Genomic DNA, 15383 nt, shown 5'->3' with positions numbered 1-15383 from the left:
TGAACTTTATGCAAAAATTTGTAAAGTTTAGGCAAAGCCCTTACATTCGATCTAATACCGAAATCCCCAATAGAGATAGACCCAGCCTCAAAGTTTCAGCCGTTAAGTGACACAAAGCTAAACGAGAAGCGCGATCGCATTCATCAGCTTTCAAAACTGGACAGCGATCGTAAAACTGATTAAACTTCTGGCTCAATTCAAACAGATACTGACACAATCGATTCGGCAACAACTCTTGGGCCACGGTATCGATAACCTCATGTAATTGTAGTAAATGTTTAGCCAAAGTCAACTCAGAAGGGTCTTGTAAATGAATACTCGCCCTATCCCCCACCTGTTCAAAATCAATACTCCCCTTACGGCTAATCCCCTGAATCCGCACATAGGCATATAACATATAGGGAGCCGTGTTACCCTGTAGAGACAGCATCTTATCAAAACTAAAGATATAATCACTGGTGCGATTTTGACTCAAATCAGCATATTTGACCGCATCAATACCAACCACCTCCGCCACATGATGCACAAATTCTGGAGACTCTGCGCGTCCTTCCTGCTGTAGGCGAGTTTCCAAATCCTCCTGAGCGCGTTTAACCGCTTCGTCCAAAAGATCCCGCAGCCTGACCGTTTCCCCAGACCGAGTTTTTAGCTTTTTCCCATCCTCTCCCTTAACGAGACCAAAGGGAACATGGACCACATCCACCCCATCGGGTATCCACCTCACCCGACGGGCCACCTGCCACACCTGGGCGAAATGATTAGCCTGACCTGCATCAGTGACATAAATTAGACGAGTAGCACCTTCCGTGTTAATCCGATGACGCACCGCGGCCAAATCCGTAGTAGCGTAGTTATAGCCGCCATTGGACTTCTGCACGATTAATGGTAGGGGGTCTCCTTCCTTATTGGTAAATCCTTCTAAAAATACGCATTTTGCGCCTTGGTCTTCCACCAATAACCCAGATGCTTCCAAATCCGCCACCACTTCCGCCAACATGGGATTATAAAATGATTCACCCCTTTCGGTGAGTTTAATATCAAGGCGATCATAGATTTGTTGAAACTCCCGGCGAGACTGATCACAAAGTAATTCCCAGGCGCGGCGACTATCCTCGGATCCTGATTGTAAACGGACTACCTGATCGCGAGAGGCTTCTTTAAACTCTTCATCTTCATCAAACCGCTTTTTGGCTTGACGGTAAAACTCGACTAAATCCCCAATATCTAAAACGTCAGCAGTAGTTAAGGCTGAGGGGTATTTTTCCTGTAGGTAAGTAATCAACATCCCGAATTGTGTCCCCCAGTCGCCAACGTGATTCAGTCGTAGCACCTGATGACCTTCAAACTCTAAAATCCGGGCGATACAGTCCCCGATAATGGTCGATCGCAAATGACCAACGTGCATTTCTTTGGCAATATTGGGGCTAGAAAAGTCTACAATCACGTTTTGTGGGTTTCCATTCGGGGCGATTCCTAACCGAGGGTCAGTTAATTTAGCATTAAGTTGGGTTTCTAGGTACTCTGATTTGAGGCGCAAATTGATAAACCCAGGTCCGGCAATTTCTGGAGGGGAGCAGATATCATCAATTTGAAGATGCTCTATAATGGTGCTGGCTATCTGGCGAGGGTTACTTTTGAGCCTTTTGGTTAGGGACATGGCAACGTTGCACTGATAATCCCCGAATTTGGGGTTACTGCTGTTAACTATTAATGGATCAGTCCCGCTGACGGTTTCCCCAAAGGCATCAGTTAGGGCTGTTTCAAATCGCGATCGCATCTGTTGGATTAGAGAAGACATAATTTTCGGCTGCCGATTACGCAGTGGTTGGATTACAGAAAACATGATATTTTTTGCCGATTATATACAAATCGGCCCTTTGACCATCCTCAAGGGTGATCAACATCTATACTGGCTGATTTTATCGCATTAGGTCAACTCTTCGTTGTTTAGTTATGTGGATTTATGGACTATTAAATCCCGGTTTTTTCACAGAACAGAATCTATATTTACCCAAATATACACAAGCCATATAAAATAAAAATAAATTAAACCGCGCTCTCTTGGGGCTCACTATTTACTTCATGGACAACAGGCAGTCAAAATGTTAGAAGCACTTATTTGGATAGGGATTTTTGCAGTTAGTCTGGCGGTTCTGATCTATGCCTCGGATTCCTTTACAGAATCAGCTAGTAAACTGGGGCTATTTTTCGGCTTGAGTCCGTTTATTGTGGGCGTGACCATTGTGGCGATCGGTACCTCTCTTCCTGAACTGGTTTCTTCTCTGGTAGCCGTTTATCGAGATACCTCAGAAATTGTAGCTAGTAATGTTATTGGTTCTAATATTACTAATATTTTTCTGATTGTTGGGGTTGCGGCCGTTATCAGTAGTCCGATGAAGATTAATTATGACCTGATTTCTGTGGATCTACCTATGTTGGTTGGCTCCGCTATTCTGCTCTATTTTACCATTAGTGATGATGTTTTTTCCACCGGAGAAGCTCTGTTATGTCTCATCGGATTTGTGATTTATCTGATTTATATTATCCGAGAAGGTCAAGAGGATAATAACCAGCAAATTGACGATGAGGTGAACTCTACTCGATTTGTGATTGTGAATTTGGCGATTGTGATTTTGGGCGCGGTTTTTATCTTTGTCGGCGCTAACTATACCATTGAATCGATTATTAAACTCTCGGAAATTTTCCATCTGGGAACTGAGATTATTGCCGTTACTGTGGTGGCTTTAGGGACATCTTTACCGGAGTTGGTAGTCACGATTTCTGCCGCTCGAAAAGGTAATGCAGAAGTGGCGATCGGAAATGTGGTCGGCTCCAATATTTTTAACTCCTTAATCGTTATGGGAGTGCCGGGACTGATTAAACCGTTAGATATCCCTGATGATATCTTAGTTAATGCTCTTCCGGTCATGCTGGCGGCGACTTTACTGTTTTTCTTTGTCACCCAAGATAAACAGGTAACACAATGGGAAGGATTGCTATTTTTTGTGCTTTACGGTTGGTTTGTTGGTCACATTTTTGGCTGGTTATAAACTGTCCCCAGCAGACTAACTCCCCCAACCAATAGCCAGTCATCAGTAGGGGGGAGATTTTTCGCTCCTACTGATGATTAACAGAGGCGAAGGGAGTCTCAAGTTGATTTGGCTGCGTCAGAATCATCAGAGTTGGCTTTTTTTTGCCAGTTTAAGCTGTTCTTCGATTTGCTCTCGATGACTGACGGTGGTTTGGCGGGACTGTGGCCAACCGCGATCGCCTGTTTTCTCGGTTCCCGATGACTCAGAAGGATCACGGTTCACCGTTTTGGCAATTCTAAGCTGCTCTTGAATCTGATCTCGGTGACTCAGAAGCGGTTCACTGGGAACTTTCCGACCCGCTACAGTTCTCCGAGGCGGAGGGGGAGGAGGAGTAGGAGAAGTCGGGGGAGATGCTAATGGTGCGATCGCATCCTTGAGCAGTTTAATCGCACTGTTACGAGCATCTGTTTGTTTCGGTAACAAATCTATTAGTTCCCGGATAGTTTGCTCGTACTGGACTTCTTCGGGAGATATCAACGGAGTGGATAATCTAATTGGATCTCGCTGAACAGCAGCGATCGCCTGACGCACCGTTTCTTGGATTTTACCCCTGTAGGTTTTCGCTCGTTGCTCCTGTTTGTTTCTACCCTCCTGACAAGACGCATACAACGGCGGCAGACGGTTAAGAGCATAGGTTGCTACTTCAACCCGACTAATATACTTTAGTAAATTCTGTGACAGACGCTGTAACTGACGATCAATTTCTTCATCTACCCAAATCTCCATCACATTTTGGTATTTTGGCGGTTTGTTATCGTTAGTAGTATTCATTTAATCAATTCTATAGTAATAGTTCTATATTTAAATCAATAGCATATTACTTCTGGATTTGCTCAAGATTCTCTGTCTCCTTATCAAAAATTTACGCAATTTTGAGCAAATTTTATAAATCCCAGAGGTTTGTAAAGAACAACAATATAATAAGGGGTTATACCCATCATGGGCATAACCCCTTACCAATTCTCCCAAGACAAGTGACAGGACCATGATCTGATGAGCTGGCTAGTCACCTTGAGGGATGTACTTTTAGTCCTGATATTTGTCGTGACATTAGATTTATAATAGATAGTAAATTTTACTAACACCTAGTTTGTCAAAATTTAGACTCAAGATATATTAACATATTATGAATAGATTAAAATTGCAGTTATCCAAAATATTCAACCGCAGACAACTATCTAAACTGGTGAGATCCCTAGCCAAACTACTGCGAGAATTGATAGAAATCGTGTTAATTTTAGTAGCTGTTTTCCTGTTAATTTCTGCAATCCTATATATAGAAGACACCCTACAAGCCAACACAGAATGGGGTAAATTCTTTATAAATGCCCTAGAAAAGTCCCGAATTCTTGGCACATTTGAAAGCATCAGTATTGTCACAGCATTAGTAATTTATGTCAGACAAGGAAAAAAGAAATCTCATTACGAAGCATGGCAAGTCATTGACTCAGCTCAAGGCATTAAAATTAGCCATGCTCGCATTAAAGCCTTAGAAGAATTATCCAAAGACGGAGTAAGTCTTAAAGGCTTATCTTTACCAATGGCGGATCTGGAACAAGTGACCTTGGTAGACACCGACTTCAAAGAAGCAAATCTAAAAACCGCTAAACTCCAGGAAGCCAACCTAAAAGGCAGTACCTTTGAACTCACCCAACTCCAAGGCGCTAACCTATGGAAAGCCAATTTACAGGAATGTTTTTTTCTACTCACCCAACTCCAGAAAGTCAACCTAAATGCAGCCAACTTAGAAAATGCTGAACTTCAGGGAGTCAATTTATTAGAAGCTAATTTACAGCAAGCCAACCTACAGGGAGCCTATATTTTAGGAAACTTACAAGGAGCCAACTTTCAAGAAGCAAATTTAAAAGGTGCAAACCTTCAGGGAGCCTATCTTCAGGATGCCAACTTTAAACGAGCCAACCTGCGGGGAGTCAATCTTAAAGATGCCAATTTAACCGGGGTGAATTTTGAAGAAACCAATTTACAAAGCGCTAACCTGCAAAATGCTCAGGGATTAACCCCCCAACAAATTAGAGTAGCCAAAAATTGGGAACAGGCTCGTTATTCTAAGACTTTTCTCTTGAGTTTAGGACTACCTCAAGACTCATCATTGGTCAACCCAGAAGAGTTGACCTAAATCTACCATTATGGCAATAAAGATACCCATAAATTGGGGATAGTTCAATCAAAACTCAACCATCCCCAAATTTGATTGGGTGTTAATTCCAACTGGATACCATCCAAAACAGGTAGCACAGTATCTCCCTCATACAACTCTATTTTTTGTTCAGGAAACACCAGGATGACACTGCCATCTTCATCTGGATTAATTAACCATCCCAACTCCGTACCATTTCTTGAACACAATAACAACTTAGACAGAACTCTGGTCAAGTTTTGTTCTGGGGACAAAATTTCAATACACCAGTCAGGATATGTTTGAAAGCGATTAGCAATTCTCCCGGAAGGTTCGCGAGGAATCCTGGACCAGCGAAATACAGAAATATCTGGCACAATTGACCTGCCATCAAAAGTGCAGCGCAATTCAGGAAAAGCATAAGCAATTTTGTCTGTTTCTGTTACCTGATTAATCGCGCCGCCAAGTTTCCCCTGTAGTCTGCTATGTTCTCCCTGTGGCATAACTTTCTGAGTAATTTCTCCATTGATAAATTCTGAAGCTGGCTTAGTTTCCGGAAGTTTCAGAAACTCCTCCAACTCAAGCTGAGGTTGAGCAATTGTAATCATGTCAGTTCTGTTAAGAGTAAACTGGATTGTATCTTAGACAAGAGATGAGTTGGCATACATGGCCACTAAGTTGAGCCTAAACCAACTATAACATCTACAGTTTAGGACATTCAGCCAAGTAGGAGTTGAGGGTATGAGAATATTAGTAACGGGTGGAGCCGGATTTATTGGTTCCCATTTGATTGACCGACTAATGGAACAGAAACACGATGTTCTGTGTCTGGACAACTTTTTCACGGGGAATAAGCAGAATATTCTTAAATGGATAGGGAATCCTTACTTTGAACTGATCCGCCATGATATCACTGAGCCAATTCGCCTAGAGGTGGATCAGATTTATCACTTGGCTTGTCCTGCTTCCCCAGTACATTATCAATACAACCCGGTCAAGACCATTAAAACTAATGTCATGGGGACTTTGAATATGCTGGGTTTAGCCAAACGGGTCAAGGCTCGATTTTTGCTGGCTTCCACCTCAGAAGTTTACGGAGATCCAGATGTTCACCCCCAAACTGAAGAGTATCGGGGTAATGTTAACTGTATTGGTCCCCGTTCCTGTTATGATGAGGGGAAACGGGTAGCGGAAACTCTGGCTTTTGACTACTACCATCAAAATAAGGTAGATATTAGGGTGGCGCGCATCTTTAATACCTTTGGACCCCGTATGCTGGAAAATGATGGACGGGTGGTGAGCAATTTTATTGTCCAAGCTATCCGGGGAATTCCTTTAACAGTTTATGGTGATGGTTCCCAAACCCGTAGTTTTTGCTATGTTTCGGATTTGGTGGAAGGACTGATTCGCCTGATGAATGGGGAGTATATAGGGCCAGTTAATTTGGGTAATCCGGGAGAATATACGATTTTGGAGTTGGCTACCAAAATTCAACAGATGATTAATCCTGATGCCGAGATTCAATATAAACCCTTACCCCAAGATGATCCGAAGCAGCGACAACCGGATATTACCAAAGCCAAGAAGTATCTTAATTGGGAACCTACGGTACATTTAGATGATGGACTCGAGCTAACCATTGAAGATTTTCGGAGTCGGGTTATCCTTGAGAGTAAGTAGTTTAGGTAATTGCCGATTGATGGGTCTTCTACAATTCTAAATGGTTGTGCTAATAAATCATGGCACTGCTATAACTCCTGTTGTATCAATCATTTGAGGAAGTTTGTATGCGTGTTTGTGTAATCGGTACTGGATATGTGGGTTTAGTAACCGGGGTTTGTTTGGCTCATACAGGTCATGATGTGATTTGTGTGGACAACAACGAAGAAAAAGTTAAGTTGATGAAGTCGGGACAGTCCCCAATTTATGAGCCGGGACTTTCGGAGTTGATGAAGTCCTGTGCGGAGTCTGGGAAGTTGTCTTTTACTTCTGACCTGAAAGCTGGGGTTGAACATGGGGATATTTTGTTTATTGCGGTGGGAACCCCTCCCCTACCAACAGGAGAAAGTGACACTCGATATGTGGAAGCAGTGGCGCGAGGAATTGGCGCTAATTTGACCCGTGGATCTGGTTATAAGGTGGTGGTGAATAAGTCTACGGTTCCTATCGGTTCGGGGGACTGGGTGCGGATGATTGTTCTTGATGGTTTTACTGAACAACAAAAGGAACAAGGAACTTCTGGGTCGGCGGGAGAATTGCAGTTTGATGTGGTTAGTAACCCGGAATTTCTGCGGGAAGGTTCGGCGATTTTTGATACTTTTAATCCCGATCGCATTGTTTTGGGAAGCAATAGCCAAAAGGCTTTGGGTCTGATGCAGGAATTATATCAACCCATTGTAGACCGTAAATATGCTGATGATCCCGATTTACCTCCGGTTCCGGTGGTGATGACTGATTTAAGTTCTGCGGAAATGGTCAAATATGCGGCTAATTCCTTCCTGGCGACTAAAATCAGTTTTATTAATGAAATCGCCAATATTTGCGATCGCGTTGGTGCTGATGTTAAACAGGTAGCCACTGGTATCGGTTTAGACTCCCGTATTGGTAACAAATTCCTGCAAGCTGGTATTGGTTGGGGGGGGTCCTGTTTCCCTAAAGATGTCTCGGCTTTAATTCATACCGCCGATGATTATAATTATGATGCCAAACTGTTGAAATCAGCCGTAGAGGTCAATAATCAGCAGCGGGTAATTGCGATCGAAAAATTGCAGCAAGTTCTCAAAATTCTGAAAGGGAAAACCATTGGTTTACTGGGGTTAACCTTTAAGCCGGATACTGATGATATGCGGGATGCACCCGCTTTGAATTTGATTGAACAACTCAGCCGTTTGGGAGCCAGGGTGAAAGCCTATGACCCGATTATTTCCCAAAGCGGAATGCGTCATGGTCTGTCTAATGTGATGGTGGAAACCGACCCAGAATTGATGGCTGAGGGTTGTGATGCTTTGGTCTTAGTAACCGATTGGGAACAGTTCCAAAACCTTAACTATGCCAAAATGGTTAAATCTATGCACAGTCCTGTTATCATCGATGGTCGGAATTTCTTAGACCGCGAAAAACTCCAAGAACTTGGTTTCCAATATGTGGGAATTGGACACTAACTTATCATGAGTTAGTTTAATCTGCTAATTATCACTAATCAGAAAGAGATATATTGGATATATTGATAAATCTGGTTTCTCCCCAATTAAAAGACGGAAGATATTACCAACCTTCCGTCTTTATTTATTTGTTGATTTAGCGGTTAATTACACACGATTCTAGGCGTTAGAATCGTTAGTAGGTAGGAGAGCTTCTACCGAGGTATCGGGGGCGATTTTGGGAGCTACAAACCCGCCTGAGTAAAGCACCGAACCGCGTTGTTGTTGAGCAAATACCGGGAAGATTTCACGCACTTGAGAAGCAACTTCAACAGTTTTCACATCATAGGTTTGAGTCGCTACTTTGGGATATAAACCAATCCCGATAATTGGTAATAGCAAACAGGTGGCAATCATCACTTCGCGAGGTTTCGCATCTCCCAGATATTTATCAATGTTGAATCCGCCACTATTTTCACCGTAGAAGACCACCCGCAATAGGTTCAGTAAATAAATGGGGGTTAAAATCAGACCGACAGCAGCTAAACCAATCACTACAATTTTGAAGCTGGAACTGTAGATATCGCTAGTTGTGATACCGAGGAAGATAGTTAATTCTCCGACAAAACCACTCATTCCAGGTAGTGCTAAAGAAGCCATTGAACCAGCAGTGAAGAGGGCAAACACTTTAGGCATATCCTTAGCCATACCGCCTAATTTTGCCATTGATAGGGTGTGGGTACGTTCGTAGGTAACACCTGCTAAGAAGAACAGCATGGCGGCGATTAAACCGTGGGAAATCATTTGCAGAACCGCGCCGTTAAGTCCCAATTCAGTTAAGGAAGCAATACCCAGGAGGACAAAACCCATGTGAGAGATAGAGGAACAAGCTAATCGACGTTTGAGGTTATCTTGAGCAAAGGCGCTTAATGCACCGTAGACAATATTAACCACTCCTAGAATTGCCAGAATTGGGGCAAAATACAGGTGAGCGTTGGGTAGCATTTCCATGTTCATGCGGATTAAGCCGTAACCACCCATTTTCAGGAGAACACCCGCTAGAATCATTGATACAGGGGCGGATGCTTCGCTATGAGCATCAGGTAGCCATGTGTGGAGGGGGAAGATAGGGAGTTTGACGGCGAAGGCAATTAGGAAGCCTGCATACAGGAATAATTCTAAGGCTAGGGGATAGTTTTTGTGAGCGAGGGTGCTAATGTCGAAACTGGGGTTGGAGCCGTAGAATGCCATGGCTAGGGCGGCGGCGAGGATGAAGATGGAACCTAGGGCAGTATATAGGATGAATTTAGTAGCTGCATAGAGGCGCTTGGGTCCACCCCAGATGGAAATCAGGATATAAACGGGAACCAGTTCTAGTTCCCACATCAGGAAGAATAATAGCAGGTCTTGGGCTGCGAATACCCCCATTTGGGCGGAGTACAGCACCAATAAGAGAAAATAAAATAGTCTGGGCTTGTTGGTGACGCGCCAGGAAGCTAGAATAGCTAATGTATTAACGAAACCTGTTAGCACGATTAGGGGCATTGATAGGCCGTCTACTGCTACTGACCAGTTCATGCCTAATTGGGGAATCCAACTATAGGTTTCGGCTAGTTGGAATGTTGAATCGTTGAGATTGTAGTTAGAAAAGAAGCATACAATTGTCAGAACTAAGTCGAGCAAACCGACTCCTAGGGCATACCAGCGGATAGTTTTGCCTTCTCGGTCGGGAATTAGGGGAATGGCAAAGGATGCCAATAGGGGAAATAGGATAATTGCTGTTAACCAGGGAATTTGACTGCTCATGGTCAGAGTGTGAGAATAAATACCTATTGCTTGCTTGTTAGTGAATTATACTCAAAGAGTAAAGTTTTGTTAAGCCTTTTGGCGAAAATTTTTTCGAGATTGTCTGAATCAGCTTCACAGTAAGGGTTTCAGGTCTTGATTTTTTTTTGTTACTGGGTTATCCTTAACTGTATAGATTGATTATAGTCTATGGTTATAGGTATGTCAACTTATTGGAGTCTATTAAATTGGGGGGTGTCAGTGGACCATTTCTAGGGACTTTGGTTGAAAAAGATGGATATTTATTCAGAAGCGACAAACTCTGTGTCACAATTGGGATCGGTTTAACCCATTTGTTAAGAAGTATAAAGCTGTCATCAGTTATGGAACCCCTTTATCAATATGCCTGGTTAATTCCGGTGTTGCCCCTCTTTGGTGCAATGCTGGTAGGCATAGGGCTAATCTCATTGAACAAAGCCACTAACAAAATTAGACAGGGAAGCGCTATATTCCTGATTTCCCTGTTAGGTGCATCAATGGTTTTGTCCTTTGCTCTCCTAGCCAGTCAAATCAACGGCCATGAATCCTACACTCGTATAATTGAGTGGGCGGCGGCGGGAGACTTTAAAATCAGTATGGGCTACACAATTGACCATCTGACCGCTGTGATGTTGGCGATCGTCAGCACTGTAGCTCTATTGGTAATGGTCTACACCGACGGCTATATGGCTCATGATCCAGGATATGTTCGTTTTTATGCCTATCTGAGTCTATTTAGCTCGTCTATGTTGGGTCTGGTAGTTTGTCCCAACCTGCTACAAGTCTATATTTTCTGGGAATTGGTAGGGGTATCTTCCTACCTACTGATCGGGTTTTGGTACGATCGCAAACCAGCAGCAGATGCCTGTCAAAAAGCCTTCATCACTAACCGTGTCGGTGACTTCGGTCTGCTGTTAGGGATCCTCGGTTTATATTGGGCGACTAACACCTTTGAATTTGAGTTAATGGGGTCTCGTCTAGAACACCTAGTAGAAAGCGGGTCCATTAGTGGGGCGCTGGCTGCTCTATTTGCCATCCTAGTGTTCTTAGGTCCCGTGGCGAAATCGGCTCAATTTCCCCTCCATGTTTGGCTTCCAGACGCAATGGAAGGCCCGACCCCGATTTCCGCTCTCATTCACGCCGCCACCATGGTAGCGGCTGGGGTATTCCTGATCGCCAGAATGTACCCGGTGTTTGAGGGTATCCCCGTGGTGATGACTATGATCGCCTGGACAGGTTGCTTTACTGCCTTTCTAGGCGCTAGTATCGCTATCACCCAAAACGACATCAAAAAAGGACTCGCCTACTCCACCATTTCCCAACTAGGCTATATGGTGATGGCAATGGGTGTCGGTGCTTATAGCGCCGGACTGTTCCACCTAATGACCCACGCCTACTTTAAGGCAATGTTGTTCCTGTGTTCCGGTTCGGTTATTCATGGTATGGAAGCCGTAGTCGGACACGACCCGGTTCTAGCCCAGGATATGCGACTAATGGGGGGACTGCGGAAATATATGCCCATCACTAGCACCTGCTTTTTGATTGGGACTCTGGCTATTTGCGGCATTCCTCCCTTTGCTGGCTTCTGGTCAAAAGATGAGATTCTCAGCAGTGCCTTTGCTTCTAATCCGGCGCTGTGGGTGGTAGGCTGGCTAACGGCTGGTATTACGGCATTTTATATGTTCCGTATGTATTTCAGTACCTTTGAAGGTCAATTTCGGGGTAATGATACAACCATACAGCAACAGCTAACGGCGGAGGCTAATGGCCCTAATTATGCCTTTGGTCCGGGTGCGATGAACCCAGAGGAACTACATAGCGATGATCATGGTCATGGTCATGATCACGGTCATGGTCATAGTGATACTCCCCATGAGTCTCCCTGGACTATGACTATTGCTTTGATGGCTTTGGCTGTTCCCTCTGTGTTTATTGGGTTATTAGGAACTCCCTTTAATAACTATTTCGAGATGTTTATTCACGCTCCCGGGGAGTCAATATCGGAAGTGATGGAACAGTTGGCTGAGTTTGAACTAGGCGAATTTGTGATTATGGCGGGGAGTTCCGTTGGCATTGCTTTGATTGGTATTACTTTGGCATCCTTGATGTACTTGAAACATCAAATTGATCCAAGTGCGATCGCTAAAAAAATCCAACCTCTTTACCAATTCTCCCTAAACAAATGGTATCTCGACGATATTAATGACCTCCTTTTTGTCAAAGGAAGTCGCCGCCTCGCCCGTCAAATTCTCGAAGTTGACTATCGAGTTGTTGATGGTGCCGTTAACTTAACAGGTTTAGTGGCTTTAGTCACCGGAGAAGGTCTCAAATACTTAGAGAATGGTCGCGCTCAATTTTACGCCCTAATTGTATTTGTAGCAGTCCTCGGCTTTGTCGTATTTTCCGGCATTGGCTAACTGCAATTACCCCCGTGTTTCCGTAATTTGGGGAAGTGGAAAATCTCCGGTTTAATTAACCATTAGATTCACAACACTTTCCCAATCTTGTAGTGAATGATTGGCGCTTTTGTCCTAAGCGTGAAAGGACAACTAAAACATGACAATGGCTAATTTTCCTTGGCTGACGATTACAATTCTGTTTCCCATTGTGGCATCACTTTTTCTACCGTTTATCCCTGATAAAGAAGGGAAAACGGTGCGCTGGTATGCCCTAATTGTGGGATTGATTGACTTTTCAATTATTGTTTATGCCTTCTGTACTGGGTATGACTTGAATACCCCCGGTTTACAGTTGGTAGAACGTTATGACTGGCTGCCAGAAATCGGTTTGAGTTGGTCCGTGGGGGCTGATGGCTTATCTATGCCCCTAATTATCCTCACCGGATTTATCACCACCCTAGCGATTTTAGCCGCTTGGCCAGTGACTTTTAAGCCCAAACTTTTCTACTTCCTAATGTTGGCGATGTATGGCGGTCAGATTGCCGTTTTCGCTGTCCAGGATATGTTGTTATTCTTCCTGGTTTGGGAGTTGGAATTAGTTCCGGTTTACCTAATTCTTTCAATTTGGGGCGGTAAAAAGCGCCTGTATGCGGCTACTAAGTTTATTTTGTATACCGCAGGCGGTTCCCTGTTTATTTTGGTGGCAGCCCTGACTATGGCTTTCTATGGCGATGCTGTTACCTTTGATATGCAGGCGATCGCCATTAAGGACTTCCCCATTAAACTACAATTACTCCTGTATGGTGGCTTTCTGATTGCATACGGGGTCAAATTACCCATTTTTCCCCTTCACACCTGGCTACCTGATGCCCACGGAGAAGCTACCGCCCCCGCCCATATGCTACTAGCGGGTATCCTCCTAAAAATGGGCGGTTATGCCTTGCTACGCATGAATGTGGGAATGCTACCCGATGCCCATGCCACCTTCGCCCCCATTTTAGTGATTTTAGGCGTAGTTAACATCGTCTATGCCGCCTTCACTTCTTTCGCTCAACGCAACCTCAAGCGAAAAATTGCTTATTCCTCAATTTCTCACATGGGGTTTGTGTTAATTGGTATGGGCTCATTCACAGAAATAGGCCTCAGTGGTGCCATGTTGCAGATGATTTCCCATGGCTTAATTGGGGCTAGTTTATTCTTCCTGGTCGGCTGTACTTATGACCGCACCCATACCCTCATGTTAGATGAAATGGGGGGGGTTGGTTTAAAGATGAAGAAAGTTTTTGCCATGTGGACTACTTGTTCAATGGCATCTCTAGCCCTACCTGGAATGAGTGGATTTGTGGCTGAATTAATGGTGTTTATTGGTATTGCTACCAGTGACGCTTACAATGCCACCTTTAAAGTCTTAGTCGTCTTCCTCGCCGCCGTAGGTGTAATTATTACCCCAATTTATCTGCTGTCCATGCTGCGGGAAATTCTCTATGGTCCTGAAAATCAGGAACTTACCTCCCACGAAAAACTCGTAGATGCAGAACCCCGCGAGGTCTTCGTTATCGCCTGTTTATTAGTGCCGATAATTGGCATTGGGTTATATCCCAAAGTGGTAACACAAATGTATGATTCGACCACAACTCAACTCACCGCTTTAATGCGGCAGTCTGTCCCCACTTTGGTTAAGAATAATCCCATTGCTACCAATACTCAAGAATTGGTTTCTCTAAATGCTCCCATCATCGGTAAGTCCGTGTCTGAGAATTAACCAATTTAACCAATTCAAGACCTAATTAATAATCCCCCCAGAAGTTGGGGGGATTTTTTGATGATACCACAGCAAGGAATAAGAACTATAAACTTAACTGACACCATCCATAGCTGCGTTGATTTCTGGTAATTAATATACCCTCATAAAAACCATTGAGTTCCGGTCAAGATATAGTAAGCACCTGTCATCATTAAAGCTACGCTACCAAAGCGGATAATACCTTCAGAATGGTTTAACAACTGCTTGCTTTGTTTTGCTAATCCAGTAAACAAACTAGCCAGGAAAATCAATAGAGTATATCCCAGAGCATAACTCACCATTGTCAGCGTTCCGAGCAGTTGAGAGCCCGTCCCCGCCGCTGCTGCTAATACCGCAAATAATACCGGACTAGCGCAGGGAGAACTCACCAAAGCAAAAGTTAAGCCTACCCCTAATGGTCCAGCTATAGGAAGATTAATATTTGTTTGTGGTAGGGGTAGATTAATTAACCCCATTAACCATAGTCCCATCAATGCCATAATCATTCCCACTGCGATATTGATATAGCCTCGGTAGTCCACCATTACCGCTCCCGCAAAGGAGGAAACTAAACCAAATAAACTTAAAATTGTCACCGCTCCCAAGACAAATAAACTCGCCTTAGAAAAAGCATCCCATCGAGAGCTGATTTGTAAAGTTCCGATATAACTGAGGTTGACAGGAAGTAAAGCTAAAATACAGGGAGATACACTGGCTAAAAGTCCTCCAATAAACGCCAAAAACAATAACAGAGCAGGATGACCAGTATTTTGTTGTTCAAACCACTGTTGATAGCGGTTTTCTACTAGAGATATTACTTGTTCAATTGGATGACTTATCACTGGTCCGAGAGTGATAACTACCATCAAAGCTAGTAATCCTAAAACTATGTAAACTAGCCATTTTTTCCATCCTTGATAATTTGCGGATTTGGGGGCTTTTCGGTCTATATAGGTAGTTTTCTTCACGCCAATTATCTCCTGTATCAGCATTCTTAACTTGGGAAAA

Annotated in this window: 11 protein-coding genes; 6 read left to right on the top strand and 5 right to left on the bottom strand. The window is 43.7% G+C overall.

What is annotated here, in order from left to right; genetic code table 11:
- Nucleotides 1-40: 40 nt before the first annotated feature.
- Nucleotides 41-1798, bottom strand: coding sequence for an arginine--tRNA ligase (argS, locus tag NLZ44_RS01180; RefSeq protein ID WP_146743214.1), 1758 nt, complete (start codon nt 1796-1798; stop codon nt 41-43).
- Between the two features lie 304 nt (nt 1799-2102).
- On the opposite strand from argS, the gene NLZ44_RS01175 reads away from it, so the two are divergent.
- Nucleotides 2103-3050, top strand: a complete 948-nt coding sequence (locus tag NLZ44_RS01175; RefSeq protein ID WP_493751620.1) for a calcium/sodium antiporter — start codon at nt 2103-2105, stop codon at nt 3048-3050.
- Nucleotides 3051-3176: 126 nt separating this feature from the next.
- Here NLZ44_RS01175 and NLZ44_RS01170 read toward each other — a convergent pair whose 3' ends face one another.
- Nucleotides 3177-3863 (bottom strand): late competence development ComFB family protein, encoded by a 687-nt coding sequence (locus NLZ44_RS01170; protein WP_493751619.1) that lies wholly within the window; start codon nt 3861-3863, stop codon nt 3177-3179.
- A 355-nt stretch (nt 3864-4218) separates the two neighbouring features.
- Between NLZ44_RS01170 and NLZ44_RS01165 the strand changes: the two genes are divergently transcribed.
- Complete coding sequence (locus NLZ44_RS01165; protein WP_493751618.1) at nt 4219-5229, top strand: pentapeptide repeat-containing protein; 1011 nt, start codon at nt 4219-4221, stop codon at nt 5227-5229.
- A 44-nt stretch (nt 5230-5273) separates the two neighbouring features.
- On the opposite strand, the gene NLZ44_RS01160 is transcribed toward NLZ44_RS01165, so the two are convergent.
- Nucleotides 5274-5837, bottom strand: a complete 564-nt coding sequence (locus NLZ44_RS01160) for a Uma2 family endonuclease (protein WP_493751617.1) — start codon at nt 5835-5837, stop codon at nt 5274-5276.
- A gap of 133 nt (nt 5838-5970) precedes the next feature.
- On the opposite strand from NLZ44_RS01160, the gene NLZ44_RS01155 reads away from it, so the two are divergent.
- Entirely contained in the window at nt 5971-6909 is a 939-nt protein-coding gene (locus tag NLZ44_RS01155) for a UDP-glucuronic acid decarboxylase family protein (RefSeq protein ID WP_006624789.1), read from the top strand.
- 107 nt (nt 6910-7016) lie between these two features.
- Nucleotides 7017-8390: a UDP-glucose dehydrogenase family protein gene (locus tag NLZ44_RS01150; RefSeq protein ID WP_006624788.1), complete on the top strand. Its 1374-nt coding sequence runs from the start codon at nt 7017-7019 to the stop codon at nt 8388-8390.
- 159 nt (nt 8391-8549) lie between these two features.
- Here NLZ44_RS01150 and NLZ44_RS01145 read toward each other — a convergent pair whose 3' ends face one another.
- Complete coding sequence (locus tag NLZ44_RS01145) at nt 8550-10175, bottom strand: NAD(P)H-quinone oxidoreductase subunit 4 (RefSeq protein ID WP_493751616.1); 1626 nt, start codon at nt 10173-10175, stop codon at nt 8550-8552.
- Nucleotides 10176-10537: 362 nt separating this feature from the next.
- On the opposite strand from NLZ44_RS01145, the gene NLZ44_RS01140 reads away from it, so the two are divergent.
- Both NLZ44_RS01140 and NLZ44_RS01135 read left to right on the top strand, forming a co-directional pair.
- Nucleotides 10538-12610: an NAD(P)H-quinone oxidoreductase subunit 5 gene (locus NLZ44_RS01140; protein WP_493751615.1), complete on the top strand. Its 2073-nt coding sequence runs from the start codon at nt 10538-10540 to the stop codon at nt 12608-12610.
- A gap of 145 nt (nt 12611-12755) precedes the next feature.
- On the top strand, nt 12756-14354 hold the full coding sequence (locus NLZ44_RS01135) for an NAD(P)H-quinone oxidoreductase subunit 4 (protein ID WP_493751614.1): 1599 nt from the start codon (nt 12756-12758) through the stop codon (nt 14352-14354).
- Between the two features lie 143 nt (nt 14355-14497).
- Here NLZ44_RS01135 and NLZ44_RS01130 read toward each other — a convergent pair whose 3' ends face one another.
- Nucleotides 14498-15343: a cytochrome c biogenesis protein CcdA gene (locus tag NLZ44_RS01130; RefSeq protein WP_493751613.1), complete on the bottom strand. Its 846-nt coding sequence runs from the start codon at nt 15341-15343 to the stop codon at nt 14498-14500.
- Between the last annotated feature and the right edge of the window lie 40 nt (nt 15344-15383).

It is taken from the genome of Arthrospira sp. PCC 9901 (assembly GCF_059013425.1).
Note: the sequence above shows the minus strand (reverse complement) of the source record. Positions and strands in the feature narration are given on the sequence as shown.